Annotated in this window: 17 protein-coding genes; 13 read left to right on the top strand and 4 right to left on the bottom strand. The window is 35.3% G+C overall.

Annotation, left to right across the window (positions count from 1 at the left end):
• Positions 1–139: 139 nt before the first annotated feature.
• From A8143_RS01980 to A8143_RS01970, 3 genes are read right to left on the bottom strand one after another with little or no spacing between them, the layout of a single operon-like run.
• Entirely contained in the window at positions 140–1,399 is a 1,260-nt protein-coding gene (locus A8143_RS01980; RefSeq protein WP_066755501.1) for a M16 family metallopeptidase, read from the bottom strand.
• Entirely contained in the window at positions 1,399–2,637 is a 1,239-nt protein-coding gene (locus A8143_RS01975) for a M16 family metallopeptidase (protein ID WP_066755498.1), read from the bottom strand. Before A8143_RS01975 ends, A8143_RS01980 begins: the two co-directional genes overlap by 1 nt.
• Positions 2,637–3,593, bottom strand: coding sequence for an NAD(P)H-dependent flavin oxidoreductase (locus A8143_RS01970; RefSeq protein ID WP_066755495.1), 957 nt, complete (start codon positions 3,591–3,593; stop codon positions 2,637–2,639). The genes A8143_RS01975 and A8143_RS01970 overlap by 1 nt, the downstream gene beginning before the upstream one ends.
• Positions 3,594–3,732: 139 nt before the next feature.
• Here A8143_RS01970 and A8143_RS01965 point away from each other — a divergent pair, with 139 nt between their 5' ends.
• Entirely contained in the window at positions 3,733–4,638 is a 906-nt protein-coding gene (locus tag A8143_RS01965) for a DUF6089 family protein (protein ID WP_066755492.1), read from the top strand.
• A gap of 227 nt (positions 4,639–4,865) precedes the next feature.
• Here A8143_RS01965 and A8143_RS01960 read toward each other — a convergent pair whose 3' ends face one another.
• Positions 4,866–5,852 (bottom strand): SDR family oxidoreductase, encoded by a 987-nt coding sequence (locus A8143_RS01960; protein WP_066755482.1) that lies wholly within the window; start codon positions 5,850–5,852, stop codon positions 4,866–4,868.
• A 197-nt stretch (positions 5,853–6,049) separates the two neighbouring features.
• On the opposite strand from A8143_RS01960, the gene A8143_RS01955 reads away from it, so the two are divergent.
• The 12 genes from A8143_RS01955 to A8143_RS01900 are packed head-to-tail and all read left to right on the top strand — an operon-like array spanning position 6,050 to position 16,898.
• Entirely contained in the window at positions 6,050–6,985 is a 936-nt protein-coding gene (locus tag A8143_RS01955; RefSeq protein WP_083261190.1) for an NAD-dependent epimerase/dehydratase family protein, read from the top strand.
• Between the two features lie 60 nt (positions 6,986–7,045).
• Positions 7,046–8,833: an ABC transporter ATP-binding protein gene (locus tag A8143_RS01950; RefSeq protein ID WP_066755476.1), complete on the top strand. Its 1,788-nt coding sequence runs from the start codon at positions 7,046–7,048 to the stop codon at positions 8,831–8,833.
• A 6-nt stretch (positions 8,834–8,839) separates the two neighbouring features.
• On the top strand, positions 8,840–9,850 hold the full coding sequence (locus tag A8143_RS01945; RefSeq protein ID WP_066755473.1) for a hypothetical protein: 1,011 nt from the start codon (positions 8,840–8,842) through the stop codon (positions 9,848–9,850).
• A gap of 2 nt (positions 9,851–9,852) precedes the next feature.
• The gene (locus A8143_RS01940; protein ID WP_066755472.1) at positions 9,853–10,734 is read left to right on the top strand and encodes a PfkB family carbohydrate kinase; all 882 of its coding nucleotides are present in this window, start codon (positions 9,853–9,855) and stop codon (positions 10,732–10,734) included.
• Positions 10,715–11,248 (top strand): SIS domain-containing protein, encoded by a 534-nt coding sequence (locus A8143_RS01935; protein WP_066755469.1) that lies wholly within the window; start codon positions 10,715–10,717, stop codon positions 11,246–11,248. The genes A8143_RS01940 and A8143_RS01935 overlap by 20 nt, the downstream gene beginning before the upstream one ends.
• Positions 11,241–12,170, top strand: a complete 930-nt coding sequence (locus tag A8143_RS01930; protein WP_066755467.1) for an NAD-dependent epimerase/dehydratase family protein — start codon at positions 11,241–11,243, stop codon at positions 12,168–12,170. The genes A8143_RS01935 and A8143_RS01930 overlap by 8 nt, the downstream gene beginning before the upstream one ends.
• A gap of 3 nt (positions 12,171–12,173) precedes the next feature.
• Entirely contained in the window at positions 12,174–12,584 is a 411-nt protein-coding gene (locus tag A8143_RS01925; protein WP_066755465.1) for an adenylyltransferase/cytidyltransferase family protein, read from the top strand.
• Positions 12,585–12,595: 11 nt separating this feature from the next.
• A complete protein-coding gene (locus A8143_RS01920; protein ID WP_083261176.1) occupies positions 12,596–13,351 on the top strand; it encodes a cytidylyltransferase domain-containing protein in 756 nt (251 codons plus the stop codon).
• The gene (locus A8143_RS01915) at positions 13,341–14,387 is read left to right on the top strand and encodes an N-acetylneuraminate synthase family protein (protein WP_066755462.1); all 1,047 of its coding nucleotides are present in this window, start codon (positions 13,341–13,343) and stop codon (positions 14,385–14,387) included. Before A8143_RS01920 ends, A8143_RS01915 begins: the two co-directional genes overlap by 11 nt.
• Positions 14,384–15,133, top strand: a complete 750-nt coding sequence (locus A8143_RS01910) for a crotonobetainyl-CoA--carnitine CoA-transferase (RefSeq protein WP_066755459.1) — start codon at positions 14,384–14,386, stop codon at positions 15,131–15,133. Before A8143_RS01915 ends, A8143_RS01910 begins: the two co-directional genes overlap by 4 nt.
• Positions 15,133–15,624 carry a KdsC family phosphatase gene (locus A8143_RS01905; protein ID WP_066755456.1) on the top strand — a complete coding sequence of 164 codons (492 nt, stop codon included), beginning with the start codon at positions 15,133–15,135 and terminating at the stop codon, positions 15,622–15,624. The genes A8143_RS01910 and A8143_RS01905 overlap by 1 nt, the downstream gene beginning before the upstream one ends.
• Complete coding sequence (locus tag A8143_RS01900; RefSeq protein ID WP_066755453.1) at positions 15,624–16,898, top strand: hypothetical protein; 1,275 nt, start codon at positions 15,624–15,626, stop codon at positions 16,896–16,898. Before A8143_RS01905 ends, A8143_RS01900 begins: the two co-directional genes overlap by 1 nt.
• Positions 16,899–16,920 lie beyond the last annotated feature (22 nt).

Here is a 16,920-nt window from a genome sequence, read left to right as displayed (position 1 = left end):
GTACTTCACAACCTGCGTTAGGGATTGGAGCAATTGTTTGAGCTCGCCGACTATCCGTCTGAGACGGAAGGTCGGAAGCGAGTGCGTAAAGCCCGACCGCAGAACACATCGGTGTTTTGCGGGAACGCCCAAAATACGCTTATGCTCCTGCTGTTACGACTAGCATATCATCGAACTGAAAATATTTTTCGGCCAGTTTTTTCAGGTCTGAAGGCTGCGCTGTATTTATTGCTTCGAGGTAATCCGAATAGTATGATTGGGGCAATTGATTAAAATGAATATTTTTAAAATTCTCCATTTGTGCTATTGCTCCATCGGCATTTCTTAAAAACTCCCCTGCCATATAATTTTTAACTACTGTTAATTCATCCTCTGGAATTTCAATATTAATCAATTTCGACAGTTCATTTTTCACCTCCTGAATAGCATCCTTCACCACTTCTGATCCGACCTCGGTAGTTATAAAAAAACATGCGGCATCTTCCATTACCGTAATGGCCGAACCAATTCCATAGGTATACCCTTTATCTTCGCGAATGTTGGACATTAAACGACTGCCAAAATAACCGCCTAGCAATGTGTTTAACAGTTGCACCTGAAAATAATCAGGGTGTTTTTTATCAATAAATAAGCGACCAATTCGTACAGCTGTTTGTACTGCACCTGGCACGATTACATGATCATGGCCGGTTTTTTGTTCTAACGGCTCTAATTCATAATTCACCGGTTTAGAAACCATTAAGGAAGACCAATCTCTGAGCTGGCGTATAAAATCATCATCCACGTTTCCAACGAGGAACAAGGTGGGTTTACCGTTTAAGTAAAACTGTTTGTAAAACGCTAGTAAATCTTCCCTTTCTATTCGACCAAAATCAGCTTCAGTCGCCGCCCGTCCATACGGATTTTTTTCACCGTAAACACCTTGATTAAATGCTTTTACGCATTGGTGCTTCACTTTTTTATTGGCGATTTGAAATTTACTTAAGGCAACAGCACGTTCTTTTTCAAGTTGATCAGCTGGAAACGTACAATTCATAAAGGCTTGAGTAAAAATCTCAAAAATTTTACTCATATTTTCCTTGAGTCCAAACAATGCTATTCCGGCGTGATCTCGATCAATTTCGTGCTGAAAGTAACCGCCGTAAAAATCTAATTTCTCAGCAATTTCACTCGCTTTCATAACATCATCGCCAGACAGCAAAAGTTTATTGGTGAAACTTGCGATTAAATTTTTGGACTGATATTTAGAACCTGCGCTCCATTCAATGTCCAGTTTTACCGCATCATCATTGTCATCTTTTAAGACATAGAGTTCAATTCCGTTCTCCAATTCAATTAATTCAGGAAACTGGAGTGGTAAAGATGTTGGCAGGCTATATGAAGGTTGATTAAATTCCATTATTTTTTTGTTTGGATTAATAAGGTTGAGGAATTTAACCGTGAAAATGTTCTTTGGGCAAATTGCGTGATATCCTCTGCCATAATTTGATCATATTTAGAAAGATCTGCATTGATTTCATCGAGTTGACCTAAATTTTCATAAAAGGCAATATTCATCACTCGGTTTAGCAGCGACTTTTCACCAAAAACCTTCCTCGTTTTCAATTTATTTTTAACCTTAATTAGTTCTTGCGGTTGAATATTCTTCTCCATCAAATCTGATAGAACATCCCATATTACACGTTCAACTTGCTCAAAACTTGCTTCGGGATTAAGATGTCCAGAAATAAGAAAAAGCCCATCCTCTACTCCACCTGTGATATAAGCAGAAACACTAGACATCAGCTTAGTCTTTACAACCAATTCATTATACAGGCGAGATGATTTATTACCCGCTAAAATATCGGAAGTTAAATCCCCATAATAATGATCGTAAGACAATCTACCTCCCATTCTAAAAGCCATGTAAAGTGCATTAGAAGGAACATCTCTTTCAATTGTCAACCTTCGTTCTTCGTTTTGAGGTGGTTCGGGCTGAATTTTACGGAGATACTTTTCACGTTTTGGTATAGGGCTGAAATACTTTTCTGACAATTTTTTAACTTCCTCCAACTCGAGATTACCGCCCACTACTAAGGTTGCATTTTGAGGAGAATAATGTTTGTAGAAAAAAGACTTTACATCCTCCATTTTCGCCTCTTCAATATGCTCAATTGATTTTCCGATTGTAGCCCATTGATAAGGATGTTTTTTATAAATGAGTGGCCTTAATTGGAGCCAAACATCGCCGTAAGGTTGATTGAGATAACGTTGTTTAAATTCTTCAATGACTACCCCCCTCTGAACTTCAAGACTTTTTTCAGTAAAGGCCAGCTCATTCATCCGGTCACTTTCCAACCAAAATGCCATCTCGACATTTTCCGCAGGCAAAACATTGTAATAATTGGTGATATCATTACTTGTAAAAGCATTGCATTCTCCCCCTGCTCGTTGTAAAGGAGTATCGAAATTGGGAATATTCTTTGACCCACCAAACATTAAATGTTCGAATAGGTGGGCAAAACCAGTTCGATTTTCATCTTCATCTTTAGCTCCAACATCATACAATAAATTTACTACAGCTAACGGTGTATTTTTATCTTGATGAAAAATGACTTTCAAACCATTATCGAGCTGAAACGTTTTAAAATCAATCATTAAAATTCAAATTTTTGCGTCTGTAATTCTGTTCGAGCCTCACGGTATTCAGCAAGTATTTCATTTACTATTTCACCTGCCGGTTTTATTTCTTTAATCAAACTTGCTACTTGCCCAATTTCCAGCTCTCCCTCCGCCAAGTCCCCTTCAAACATCCCTTTTTTGGCTCTTCCTCTGCCAAGTAATTCTTTTAATTCCTCCACACTTGCTTCGCGCAAATATGCGGCTTCGACAGCCTGATAGAATTCATTCTTTATTAATCGAACGGGGGTCAATTCTTTCAACGTTAATTTTGTTCCTCCATCACCTGTCTCCAACACTTTATTCTTAAAATTTTGATGGGCAGAAGACTCGATGGACGCCACAAAACGACTTCCAATTTGCACAGCGTCCGCACCGAGCGCCAAAGCTGCTAGCATTGCTCGACCGGTTGCGATTCCTCCAGCTGCGATAAGCGGAATTTCTAATTCCTGTTTAACTGTTGGAACTAATGTCAGGGTCGTCGTTTCATCCAAACCGTTATGACCACCTGCTTCAAAACCTTCTACAACAACGGCATCTACCCCTGCAGCCTGTGATTTTAAAGCAAATTTCAAACTTGATACGACGTGAACAACTGTTATACCATGCTCTTTTAGCTTGCTCGTCCATGTTTTTGGATTTCCAGCAGAGGTGAATACGATTGGTACTTTATGCCTAATAATTGTTTGAATATGCTCCTCAATTGAAGGATACAACATTGGCAAATTTACCGCGAATGGTTTATCAGTCGCTTCCTTGCATTTTTTTATGTGTTCGTCCAAAATTTCAGGGTACATCGATCCCGAACCTATGATACCTAAACCTCCAGCATTGCTTACTGCCGCAGCTAATTCCCATCCAGAACACCAAATCATTCCGGCTTGAATTATTGGATATTTGATGTTAAAAAGACTTGTGATTCTATTTCCTTCCATACTGTGATTTTATGCTTTACGAAATTAATGATTTAATCAAGGAATAAAGGTGAAAGAATAAAAGTTTGACTTTTTTTTTATAATTTAGTGTTCGCCTACGCGTAATTAATTAATTTTGCGCCAAATGCATTATACCAAAATGAAAAAAATATTCTTAATTCTTTGTGTAATAGTGGCCTCCAACGGGCTATTTGCGCAACAATACAATTTAGGATTCGGTGCACGAGCTGGTGTTTCAAATTTTCTAGGAGACATCGGAAGTGGAGATTTAGCCCGTAATTTTGTTTACAATATGGAGCTCCGTGATACGCGATGGGCGTTTGGCACATTTACGCGTTACCGTTTTCACCCTTTGTTCGCAGTTCAAGGATCTTTCGATTGGGTTCGAATTCAAGGCGAAGATTCAAACTCTGACAATAGTGCTCGACGTGGAAGAAATTTACAATTCCAAAATGACTTATTACATTTAAGTGCTAAGTTAGAATATTACCCACAAGTTTTAACCGTTTCAGATGTTGGTTATAGAGGAAGGTATCGATTAGATTATCAAACATATTTCTTTGCTGGTGTTGGAGGTGTTTATCACAACCCAAAAGCTGAATACAATGGAAGCAAGGTAAAGCTGAGACAATTAATGACAGAAGGCGTATCTTATTCTCCTGTAGCAGTAACAATGCCATTTGGTGCAGGATTTTTCTTTACCTATGACCGAGTTCACCGATTTGGTTTAGAAATGGGTTGGAACTGGACATTCACAGATTATTTAGATGATATTTCTACGGTTTATGTTGATCCTTCGCAAATGTCTGATGATCCATTAGCTCCTGCTTTAGCCAACCGTTATATTGGCGTGGGCAATGTACCGGACGCTGTTCAATACGGACCAGACAGTCCTCGAGGAGATCCAACCGACAGAGATAACTTTATGACAATTTCTGTCTCTTACAGTTATTTAATCCGAACAAAAGGAAGTTTCTATCGCAGAAATTATTCTTGGCTTTGGGGCAAAAGAAAACGTTGGGGCGGAACAAAAGCGAAGTTCTAGTCAAAAAAGCATTCGAACAACGAGCATCAGTTATGGTGCTCGTTTTTTTTTTGAATGAATGTAAAGTTAAAAGAAAGACGAATGTATTAGCATTCAATTTTGTTGTCAGCATTTTTCAGCCATTGAATTGAATGGACTGGTAATAGAAAGTGAGTTAATTAATGATAAACACAACACCCAACAATTCGGATTAAGCAAGTAAAAAAGGAGATTTTCACTAAATTTAATTAAATGACAGACCGTTCTTTTAAAAACGTCAAGTAAGTGGTTAGTCCTTTTTGCAAGGAGTATTGAGGCTGGTAACCTAAAATTGATTGGGCCTTTTCTATTGAAGCAAACGAATGCTCGATATCCCCTATTCTTTTAGGACCATGGACCACTTCCAACTCTTCGGTCACACCAAAAACATTTTGAATTGATGATTTCATCTCTTCGATTAAACCATTTAATGAAATTCTATTGCCAAATGAAATATTAAAAACCTGATTAAAAGCTTTTTCATTAAGTGTTCCAGCCGCTAAAAGGTTTGCTTGTATAACATCTTCAACAAAAGTAAAGTCTCTCGTTTGCAAACCATCACCATTCACTTTTATTGCTTCCCCCTTTAAAATTTGACTTACAAATTTAGGAATAACAGCAGCGTATGCACCATTAGGATCTTGATTTGGTCCATACACATTAAAATACCTTAAGCCAATAATTTCTAAACCATAGACTTTGCTGTAAACATCAGCGTATAACTCATTCACTCTTTTTGTAACGGCATAAGGAGATAATGGCAACCCAATGGTCTCTTCCGTTTTGGGTAGCTTAGGATGATCACCATAAACAGAAGAGCTTGTTGCATAAACAAATCGTTTAACCTCATTTCTTCTTGCTGCATCCAAGAGGTTTAAAAAACCTGTGACATTATTGGCATTAGTCTCAAGTGGAGTTTTAATTGATCGTGGAACAGAACCCAAGGCTGCTTGATGCAAAATAATGTCAATTCCCTTGGTTATTTTAACACACCCCTCTTCATCACGAATATCTAATTCATGAAATTCAAAGTTATCGGAATCCATCAGAGGTTCAACATTTTTGAAATGCCCAGTTGACAAATTATCGATACCAATAACTTGATTGTTTTTACTGAGATGACGACATAGATTAGAACCAATAAAACCAGCAGCACCTGTGATTAATATTTTCTTATTTACGACATTAAAATTCATCTCAAATTAGTTAAAAATTGCACTTACTTATGCGGAACACAAAGCTAATGTAATTCGCTCTAAATAGAACTATGAAAAATAAAAAGTAATCAAAAAATAAACTTTGATTTTTTGTACACTAGACAAATTCCCGATTGTTTTATTAAATTCAGCATCTCAAAAAATTAAAATTGTACCTTTACCTCAAAAATTAAATGATGCGAAAAGTTCTTGTAACCGGAGGAGCTGGAAATGTAGGAAGCGCTTTAGTTGAAGGCCTTTTAAATCTAGCCGACGTAGAAATAATTGTGGTAGATAATTTATCTACTGGAGACATCAGGAAAGTGCCAGTTAACCATCCCCAAATAACATTTATTAAGGCGGATGTCAACCTTTTATCAGAAATTTCTCAAATAATGATTGCCAACCGTTTTGATTACGTTTTTCATTACGCGGCATTTGTTGGCGTGCAACGCACTCAAGAGAACCCCATTCGCGTTATGGAGGATATCGAAGGGATTAAAAATATTTTATCCCTTTCTAAAAACACAGGCGTTAAGCGATTTTTCTTTTCGTCATCTTCAGAAGTGTATGGTGAGCCTGTAACAATTCCCCAACATGAAGAAACAACACCACTTAATTCTAGAATTCCATATGCCGTTGTGAAAAATGTTGGAGAAGCTTTTTGCCGTTCTTACTTACAAGAATATGGTCTAGAATTTACCATTTTTCGTTTCTTCAACACTTATGGACCTAATCAAACGCAAGATTTTGTAATGAGTAAATTCATTCATCAAGCGTTGAAAAATGAACCGATTACAATTTATGGTGATGGTTCACAAACACGAACTTTTTGCTATGTAAAAGACAATGTTGATGCAACGATAAAAGCATGGCAAGACGATCTTTTTGTGAATGACGTTATTAATATTGGAGGAGCTACCGTAATTACGATATTAGAACTGGCAAAGTTGATTATCCGCTTAACAAATAGTCAGTCGGAAATTACTTTTTTACCACCGCTCAAGGATGGGGATATGACAAGAAGACAACCGGACAATAGTAAAATGAAAAAAATACTCAACCGTGATTTAGTCACGATTGAAGAAGGCATTAAAAAATTATTGGAAGACGAGCGTTTTGTTAATGCTTAAACGGTTCTGCGATAAAAATATTCTTACTTTTGTTTTTTAAATTCTGTTTTAACATTCTGAATGGCAATTCGTTTTCAAAGCACTTATATCAATACCTACAAAAACGTTTTTAGGCTTTTACCCAAAACATTTAAAAAGAAATTCTTTGGTGTTCAGGCTTTAATTATTGTCACCAGTTTTGTAGACCTTTTTGGCCTTGCGTTGTTTATCCCAATATTATCAGCAGTTGCCGACGAGTCGGTGCTTACAGGGGATGGAAAATTGGCTCAACTTAAAACTTGGTCGGGAGTTGAAAATTCCAACGATTTTTTACTTTACCTCTTTATTGTTGCTTTTTGTTTCTTCATCCTACGCTCGCTTTTTATCCTTTTTAGTCAATGGATTCAGAATAAGTTTGTTTATCGCGTATATCGATACATCGGCAGCTCGACTTATGAACATTATTTAAATATGCCGTATGAAGATTTTATGAAACATGACTCCCCTCAGGTTGTTAGGGAATTGACGGTATCTCCACAACACTTTTCAACCTTTTTAATCAAGTCATTACTTCTCATAAACTCCGAGCTAATTGTTCTGTTATTAGTGGTTGGAGGAATTGCTATTTATGACTTTAAAGTTTTTTTATTAATCCTTTGCACCATTTTTCCTGTCGCATTTCTCTTCAACCTCTTGGTAAAAAAAAGAATGAAAGCTTATGGAGAAACGCAAAACAAATTGACACCAGAATTATACCGCAATAGTAATCGGGGAATTTTTGGATTTATAGATGTTAAACTACGACAGAAAGAAAGCACGCTGTTATCAGACTACACTAAAACTTTGGTACAACTCAATAACATTAGTTTACGAACAAGTGTTTTAGGTGTTGTTCCTGCTAAATTATTTGAATTAGTTACGGTTGGTGGTTTACTTGTTATTTTTTGGTATGGTGCATTTATAGCCTCAAACCCAGAAATTGTCTTACCTCTCATTGCATTATATGCTGCAGCGGGATATCGTGTCATTCCTTCATTAAGTAAAATTATCCCTTCGTTCCTCCACCTACAGCAATATGCCTATCTATTTGATATTTATAAAAAACCATTGACTGAAAAAGTTGAAAAATTCGCGAGCAAATCCTCTGAAGCTAGTTTAAATTTTAATGAAAAAATTGATTTAAACAACATTACCTTCTCATTCAACGATACTTCCAACCCTTTTTTTAAGGATCTAAATCTTTCGATTAATAAGGGGGAGATTGTTGGAATAATCGGGCGTTCAGGTTCGGGCAAAACCACTCTGGTTAAAATGTTAGCTGGATTCATTCAATATCAAAAAGGAGAAATTAAAATCGATGATGTTACTTTATCGCCAACAAACTTTCCCAATTGGCGTCGTAAGATCAGTTATGTTCAACAATCTCCCTATGTAGAGAATACGAGTCTCGCTAAAAACATTGCTTTTTTAGAAGATGATATTGATGCTGAGCGGTTGAATAATGCTATTGAAAAAGCCTCTTTAACGGAGCTGGTTGGAAACACCTCTCCTTTCGATTTTCAAATAAAAGAAAATGGAAAAAACTTAAGTGGAGGACAAAAACAACGTATACTCATAGCAAGAGCTCTTTATCATGATGCTGATTTGATAATTTTAGATGAAGCTACTTCAGCTTTAGACAACGAAACAGAAAATGAGATAAATACCACAGTTTCTAAGTTAAAAAACTCAGGAACGACAGTGATAATAATTGCTCACCGTTATACTACGCTCCAACATACGAATAGAATCGTACAAATGGAGCATGGTAAAATTATTAAAATGACAGATTATAATGCTGTAAATGCATCTCAAAACATAACTCAATAGAATTAAATGCATCCTAATCAAAATTATAATGTTTCAAAAGAATTTTTATCGGGCATATCAGATGAAAAATCGTTTTTGAAAAGAAATAAAATTAAAGGTTTACGAAAAATAAAGTTTCTTCAAAAATTCAAACGGTCTATGAATATGGCCAATGCTAAACTAGAAGAAACACTTGCTAAAAAAGAATGTTATATTGGACCATTCAAAGGTGAGTTTGGCCATATACTAGGTCACACTACCCCTTTTTTAATGTACTTGCATAAACAAGGTGTAAAAATTCATTTTTGCGGAATGAAAATTCATGAACCTTATTTTAAAGATGAAGAAGGGAATTCGATTCTAACAGAATTTCATGAGTTGAGGGATTTCTTTGGCGAAGTATCACCATCGTCAAATTCAACCAAGGTTCCAGTTGATGTCCAAAAAGAAATTGACATTTTTAGTGGAAAAGCACAAAAGTCGGGTTTACCCTTTTGGAATTTGGACGACGATTATTATTATTGGTTCATACACCGAAAATTTGTTGAAAAGCATAATCATATTTATGATCTATCAAAATTTTATGCAACCACTAGAAATGAGAATAATTGTGTGATATTCCCTAGAGCCAAAGGTGCAAAATCATCAAAAAACAACGGTGAATCTTGGGATTACCAAGAATTACTAGAACGCATATCACCCCATTTTGACCGTGTATTTATCTGTGGGCACCCTTCACAAAGTTTAGCCCTTAAACCTACGAAAAATACAGAATTAGTAGTAACCGCTGACAATCAAAAAATACTGGAGGCTTGTTCCAACGCAAACCTCATAATCACACAACATAGTGGTGCGAATTATATTGGTCTTTACACCAACTGCGAAGTGTTAACCATATATAAAGGAGGCAGTAAAATTGAGGATATTGGAAGCATGCAAAATACGATTCGTTTTAGAACCTCACTGAAAGAAAATCATCCACTTAAATTTGCCTTTAGTGAAGATGAAATAATTACCTTTATTGAAAATCGAAAATAGGAATGGATTTTAATCAAAAACTAGCGCAGTTTGTTCAAAAAGCAAAGTCATTAAATGTTTTAATTATTGGTGAAACAATTATAGACGAATTTGTTGAAGTAATCTATCAGGGACAGTCGATGAAATCTTTTTGCCCTGTTTTTCAGTTCACGGATGGAAAAAAAGATGTTCAAATTGGCGGAAGTGGTGCTATAGCAAACCACTTAAAAGACTTTGTAGCAAAAGTTGACCTTATCACAAATACAGAGAATGAAATCGTAAAAACCCGTTTTGTTGATAAAGACGGAAAGAAGAAACACATTGAATTCAATAAAATTGACAATAAAAACTTTGGTCCGATTAAGGTTAATAGCAAAGATTATGACGTGGTTATTGTTGCTGATTTCGGTCATGGGTTTTGTGACCAATTAGAAATTGAGGATGGATTTCATTTAATGTGTCAAACCAATTCTTACAACTTTGGATTCAATAGACTTAGCAAATGGAAAAAACACATTAAAAAAAGTGTTTGTCTTGACCTTAGAGAGGCTAGTCTACAGATCAATAAAAAAATGAAATCCTGTTCGGAACAAGAAGCTTTAGAAATCTACAATTATGAGCTAAACACCCAACACCTTTTTATAACACTAGGCGGTGACGGTGCCATGTACACTAACGGAAAATCAGTATCTACCCATCCCGTAATAAAGTCTAAAATTGTAGACACTATTGGAGCCGGTGATACATTTTTTGCCTTTGCATGTTTGATGTCGCACCTCGAATTTGATGATGCTGATAAATTAACAATCCCCTCGTTAGCCGCAAGTTTAAGTACAACTTGGTTATGTAATGAACAAGAAGTAACCCAAGATAAATTAATGGAATATGGTAATCAAAAACTATAATAAAGTTTATAATACGTATTTTGAGAATGAAGCATTTATTGCTGAGTTTAGAAATGCATTAAACACAATAAAATCGGCAAAAAAAATATTTTTTATTGGGAACGGAGGGTCCAACTCAATTTGTTCTCATATGATGGAAGATTTTGCTAAAGTAGCTCGTTTTCAAACCTTCGCTTTTTCCGACCCTGCTTTAATCACCTGTTTTTCTAATGACTACGGCTATGAAAATGCTATGAAAGAGTGGTTAAAAATCTATTTGGAAAAAGGTGATTTACTTGTGGCGATTTCATCTTCTGGAAATTCACCAAACATTAACAATGCCGTTGATTATGCCAATGAACTTGGAGCAAATATTATCACGCTTAGCGGCTTTAAAGAAAATAATAAACTGAACGGAAAAGGACATGTTAATTTCCATATTGAAGCGGAAAGTTATGGAATTGTAGAATGTTTTCACCAAGTAATATTGCATGCATTATTAGATGAACACGTAAGTCAAAATTTAAATGGATAAAGAACAAAAAAATATTTTAATCACGGGAGTTGCTGGTTTTATTGGATCAAACCTATTGGATTATTTAATTGAAGAGACCAATTGGACAATAACCGGAGTGGACAATTTATCCACTGGTAACCAAGACAATATTGCGGAGCACCTCACGAATAATAGATTAACCTTTATTGAGCAAACCTGCGCTGAAATTTCATCGTTAAAAGAGTACGACTATGTTTTCCACTTAGCAGCACTTCCACGAATTCAACCGAGTTTTGAGGCAATTGCTGAACATATTGACGCTAACTTAAATCAAGCAATTCATTTGATTGAATTAATGATTAAAGAAAACCACTTTCCACGACTAATTTACAGTGGATCAAGTGCTGCTTACGGAACGCCAACACAAATACCTACACCTGAAACTGAACGCATAGACTGTCTCAGTCCTTATGCTTTTCAAAAATATGAATTTGAAAAGTATCTTGAATTAATTGCGACACGTTATCCACTGGACTTTGTGACTTTACGTTATTTTAATCCTTACGGAAACCGCAGTTTTAATCCAAAAAACTCTTTTAATGCCTATTCGAGTGTAGTTGGAATCTTCTTAAATCGAAAAAAAGAAGGTAAACCTTTATTAGTAACTGGTGATGGGAGTCAAAAACGTGACTTCGTTCATGTGCTTGATTTAGCTAAAGCAAACTATTTAGCAGCAATTCATCCGGAAAAACTGAATACAGCTTTTAATGTTGGTTACGGAGATACTACAAGTATTTTAGATTTAGCCAAAATGATTGATGGTGATCGATATGAGTTTATTGACAAGCGCGAAGGGGAAGCTGAAATTACTTTTGCAGATACTTCGAAAATAGAAAAAATGTTGAACTGGAAACCGGGGTTAAAGTTAGAAGATTACATCTCGCAAACACTCAATAAATAAAGAATGAAAAAGGGATTTGTCTGCGGCGTTTTTGATCTATTTCATTTAGGTCACGTTCTTATGCTAAAAGAATGTAAAGAAAATTGTGACTATTTGTTAGTCGCACTTAATACTGCTGAACATATCAATCCGCAAATAAACCCCAATAAAATGGCTCCCCTTTTTACAATTCAAGAAAGAGTTGAAATCATGAAAGCCTGCAAATTTGTTGATGAAGTCATCACTTATTCGTCCGAGAACGAGCTTTTAGAAATCATGAAAAATAACAACCTCAACATTCGTTTTCTTGGAGATGATTATAAAGGGAAACCCATTACAGGAGCTGATTTAGAAATACCAATTCATTACTGTGACCGAAGTCATGGTTTGAGTACGTCAAAGTATAAGCGTAAGCTTGTAGATTCCCTAAAGTAAAAGGTCAAAAAATGTCTGCAAAAATTATAATACAAGCGAGAACAGGGTCAACTCGCCTACCCGGAAAAATACTTCACAATTTTCACGAGGAAAACACAATTCTCGATATTTTAATTGAAAGTCTCAAATCTAAATTTGATGAGAAAAATATAATTCTAGCAACCAGTTTAAACGAATCAGATGCGCAATTAAATAATGTGGCAATAAAACATAATATCAATTTTTTTCGAGGTAATGAAAATGATGTTTTGACTCGTTTTATTGATGCAGCGCAGGAGTTTAATGCAGAACAAATTGTACGGATTTGTGCAGACAATCCTTTTTTATTACCGGAATATATTTCTCCATTAATAGAACAACTAAATCATAAAGAGCATTTGGAATATGTTTCTTACCAATGGCAAGATCAAACACCGGTGATGTTATCGCATATCGGATTATTCGCCGAATGTTTTAAACTTGAATTTTTAAAAAAGATTAGTCATTTAACAAATGCTAGTTTGTATCGCGAACATGTAACCAACTTTCTTTATCCAAATAAAGATAAATTTAACGCTTTGTTTTTACCGATACCCCCAGTCCTAAATCAACATCAAAATGTACGATTAACAATTGATACAAAAATTGATTTTGAAACAGCTCAAGAAGTTTACTCAGATTGGATAACATACGAATCCAAAGATTTGAATACATTATTGAAAGTCATTCAAAATAAACCACTACTTTTAGACAAAATGCAAAAGGAAATCGATAAAAATGCAAAGTAATCACACTTATTTAATCGGAGAAATTGGCCAAAACCACAATGGTTCTGTTGAGATTGCCAAACTCATAATCGATCTAATTTCAAGACCAATTAAAGATGATGTTTTCGGAGAAAATCTTTTGGGAATGGATGCGGTTAAACTGACAAAACGAGATTTAAGTCAAGAGCTTTCACAATCTCAAATGGCGCGTCCATATATCAATGATAATTCTTTCGGAAAAACCTATGGCGAACATCGCGAAGTCTTAGAACTTAGTGACGAAGAGCACTTTGAAGTATATAAACATGCAAAATCAAAAGGATTAGATTTTGTCGAAACACTTTGTGCGATAGGATGCCTTTCCATGTTAAAATTGTTTACCCCGGATAAATTAAAGGTAGCCAGTAGAGACTTAACAAATCTTCCTCTTCTTAACGCCTTGGCAGAAACAAAAATTCCCATTATTGTTTCAACTGGAATGGCTGGAAAAAAAGAACTAGATGATGCGATTAATGTGATTACAAAGCATCACGAAGACCTATCAATTTTACATTGTGTTTCTCAGTATCCCACCCACCCTAAAAATGTCAATTTAAAAACCATAAATTACCTTTTGAAAAATTATGGCAATTATGTGATTGGGTACTCTGACCACACAATTGGTATTTCAACTCCAGTAGCGGCTGTTGCATCAGGTGCAAAAATTATTGAAAAACATATTACCTTAGATAGAAGAATGAAAGGAACTGATCAGGCCGGATCTCTTGGTCCTGATGGAGTTCACAGAATGGTAAGAGATATTCGAATTTTGGACCAATCTTTGGGCGAAGAAAAAATATTCATTGTAAACGATACGGAAGCCGCAAAAAACAAACTTGAGCGGTCAATTGCTACAAATAAAGACCTTAAAAAAGGAACAGTGATTAAATTAGAGGATATTCATTTGTTATCGCCTGGTGACGGTGTTAAATGGATTGACAAAGACAAAGTTGTTGGAAAAACCGTTAAAGTTGATATCCCTAAAGATGAAATCGTTTATTTAGATCAAATAATATGAGCACAAAATTAAAGACAATATCTTCGCAAGAAGAGCAAAGCAATCGATCAAACCTCACTAAACTGTTTGACGAAAGTCCTATTTTTCAAGAGGAAAAAGTAGCAAACAGTGCTTTATTTTTAAAAAGACAAGAGCTTTCAAAAATTCTTTTCTTTAATGAAATATACTCAAAGTTAATTCACACCCATGGTGTCATAATGGAACTTGGGGTACGTTGGGGGCAAAATTTGGTAACGCTCAGTAATTTAAGGGGAATTCATGAGCCTTTTAATCATTCACGAAAAATTATAGGATTCGATACATTTGAAGGATTTCCTTCTGTTTCCTCACAAGATGGGGAAGCCGATTATAATGTAAAAGGAGCATTTAATGTCTCTGAAAATTATGAAGAATATTTGGAACAGCTCTTACAGTGCCATGTTAATGAGTCTCCTTTGAATCACATCAAAAAAAACTATGTGATTAAAGGAAATGCAACTGAGACCTTAAAAAAATACCTTGCCGAACATCCCGAGACAATTATTGCATTTGCCTATTTTGATTTTGACATATACGAACCGACACTAGAATGCCTTAAACTGATTAAACCATATTTGACCAAAGGTGCTATTATTGGATTTGATGAATTATGTGACCCAGGATTCCCCGGGGAAACGGAAGCAGTAAGAGAGGTTCTTGGTACTAATAATTATAGAATCGAACGAAATAAATACTCAGGAATTCAATCTTATATAGTTTACGAATAATGAAGTATCCGAAACTAGTTTTGACCGACATTGATGGAGTTTGGACGGATGGCGGGATGTACTACGACCAAAATGGAAATGAATTAAAAAAATTCAATACTTCCGATTCAGCAGGTGTTTTAATCTGCAAAAAACTAAATATTCCCGTAGGCATAATTACTGGTGAAAACACGGAAATTGTTGCAAGAAGAGCCGAAAAATTAAAAATTGAAATTCTACACCAAGGAATCTCTGATAAGGTAAGTGTAGCAAAAGAAATTTTATCTCAGTTTAAAGTAGATTGGCAAGACGTAGCCTATATAGGTGATGATATTGGCGACTTGCATTTACTTCGTAAAGTCGGTTTCAGTTGTGCTCCTTCAAATGCACCACTTTATATTCAAAAAGAAGTTGACTACGTGACAAAAACGCGTGGCGGAGATGGTGCATTTAGAGAATTTATTGAATATATTGTTGGAGAAGACGCTGTCTTAAACATTCTTAATTTATAATGTACAAATTACTTTTTTATAAAGTTTTTTCGGCAGCTCAAACCAAACGAAACCAAATAATTGTTAATCACACGTTTGGACGTTCTTTTAAATTTGGTAAACGAGATGCTAGCAGACCATTATTAGTACTCCGAAATTATATCAAGCTTTTTTTTAAGCCACCTATAAAACTCGAAAAAATAACATCAAAAAACGTCATTTTTGATGTGAGTAGCTCGAGCTATGAGCTGCGTAAAAAGTACCTTAAATTTTACCAACAAGATGGTGTGTTTTCTGGTGTGTTCTCAGAAGAACTAATCGGCTTTGAAACCAATATCCAAAAGTTTGTAACACTTTTCAAATTCTGTCCTGTTGTTATTATTAGCTTTATTACAAGCCTTTTTTATAAGGATAAAACGAGTTTTGCCGAATTAATTAATCACCTAATCATTAAGCAAAACCTGAAAAAAATCATACCGAACGATACGAAGCTTAATGTTTACTTTTTCAGCATCTATGATTTAAGTTCCAATTATATTTCGCACCACTTAATGAAAAAGGGGCATTACATAACAAAAATATTATCCATGGCCCCACTAAGTTTGTGGAATAAAAATATTTCGACAAATTCACTTATACTTACTGGTGGATACCAAAAAGAAGAAGTTGATTATCAAAAAGACACCATTGAATATGATGATTTGGCTATTTGGGGTCCTGAAAAAATTTACGAATACCACAGCGCATACCAAAATATAACATTTGAAAAAGGACGTAATAAAATTGGCTTCTATTCGACGGCAAGTTACGTTAGAGCTCAGCTCGACCATATAGATCAAGGCGTAGATATGATGGCTGCAGAAAAAACTGTCCTCAAATCCCTCAAGGCAATTATTGAATCGCACCCCGCATATGAATTGATCATATTTCTGCATCCAAAAGAACGAAAACTTGGAATGGAAGCCGTCAACAAACATTATAATCAGGTCTTAGGTAATCTTAAATTTTCTTACAATAATCCGAATCAGCCTTCCCATTTTACTTTCGATGAAGTTGAGTTAGCTGTAGCGTTCAACACTTCACTCATTCATGAAAGAATATATATGGGATTTAAATCCATTTTATTCCCGAACAATGCATTGTTCCCATTACCAAATACTAAAATCAAATCAATTTGTGCTGAGAATGAAATTGAATTAAAACAGTTGATTTTGAAGAGCATGGAACTAACCGAACAAGAATTTTTTATTCAAAACAAAATAGAGGAATATAGTAAAGGCCGAGATTTAGGATAGGTTTAAAATAAACTTATCTTTA

The sequence above is a fragment of the Crocinitomix algicola genome, from assembly GCF_001661595.2.
Lineage (GTDB): Bacteria > Bacteroidota > Bacteroidia > Flavobacteriales_D > Crocinitomicaceae > Crocinitomix > Crocinitomix algicola.
This window is presented reverse-complemented; position numbering and strand designations above follow the sequence as displayed.

Coding starts and splice junctions, on each gene's coding strand:
- A8143_RS01910 (WP_066755459.1), top strand. CDS start 14,384: ATGAGCACAAAATTAAAGACAATATCTTCGCAAGAAGAGCAAAGCAAT.
- A8143_RS01935 (WP_066755469.1), top strand. CDS start 10,715: ATGGTAATCAAAAACTATAATAAAGTTTATAATACGTATTTTGAGAAT.
- A8143_RS01900 (WP_066755453.1), top strand. CDS start 15,624: ATGTACAAATTACTTTTTTATAAAGTTTTTTCGGCAGCTCAAACCAAA.
- A8143_RS01980 (WP_066755501.1), bottom strand. CDS start 1,399: ATGGAATTTAATCAACCTTCATATAGCCTGCCAACATCTTTACCACTC.
- A8143_RS01970 (WP_066755495.1), bottom strand. CDS start 3,593: ATGGAAGGAAATAGAATCACAAGTCTTTTTAACATCAAATATCCAATA.
- A8143_RS01905 (WP_066755456.1), top strand. CDS start 15,133: ATGAAGTATCCGAAACTAGTTTTGACCGACATTGATGGAGTTTGGACG.
- A8143_RS01975 (WP_066755498.1), bottom strand. CDS start 2,637: ATGATTGATTTTAAAACGTTTCAGCTCGATAATGGTTTGAAAGTCATT.
- A8143_RS01920 (WP_083261176.1), top strand. CDS start 12,596: ATGTCTGCAAAAATTATAATACAAGCGAGAACAGGGTCAACTCGCCTA.
- A8143_RS01940 (WP_066755472.1), top strand. CDS start 9,853: ATGGATTTTAATCAAAAACTAGCGCAGTTTGTTCAAAAAGCAAAGTCA.
- A8143_RS01945 (WP_066755473.1), top strand. CDS start 8,840: ATGCATCCTAATCAAAATTATAATGTTTCAAAAGAATTTTTATCGGGC.
- A8143_RS01930 (WP_066755467.1), top strand. CDS start 11,241: ATGGATAAAGAACAAAAAAATATTTTAATCACGGGAGTTGCTGGTTTT.
- A8143_RS01965 (WP_066755492.1), top strand. CDS start 3,733: ATGAAAAAAATATTCTTAATTCTTTGTGTAATAGTGGCCTCCAACGGG.
- A8143_RS01915 (WP_066755462.1), top strand. CDS start 13,341: ATGCAAAGTAATCACACTTATTTAATCGGAGAAATTGGCCAAAACCAC.
- A8143_RS01925 (WP_066755465.1), top strand. CDS start 12,174: ATGAAAAAGGGATTTGTCTGCGGCGTTTTTGATCTATTTCATTTAGGT.
- A8143_RS01955 (WP_083261190.1), top strand. CDS start 6,050: ATGCGAAAAGTTCTTGTAACCGGAGGAGCTGGAAATGTAGGAAGCGCT.
- A8143_RS01950 (WP_066755476.1), top strand. CDS start 7,046: ATGGCAATTCGTTTTCAAAGCACTTATATCAATACCTACAAAAACGTT.
- A8143_RS01960 (WP_066755482.1), bottom strand. CDS start 5,852: ATGAATTTTAATGTCGTAAATAAGAAAATATTAATCACAGGTGCTGCT.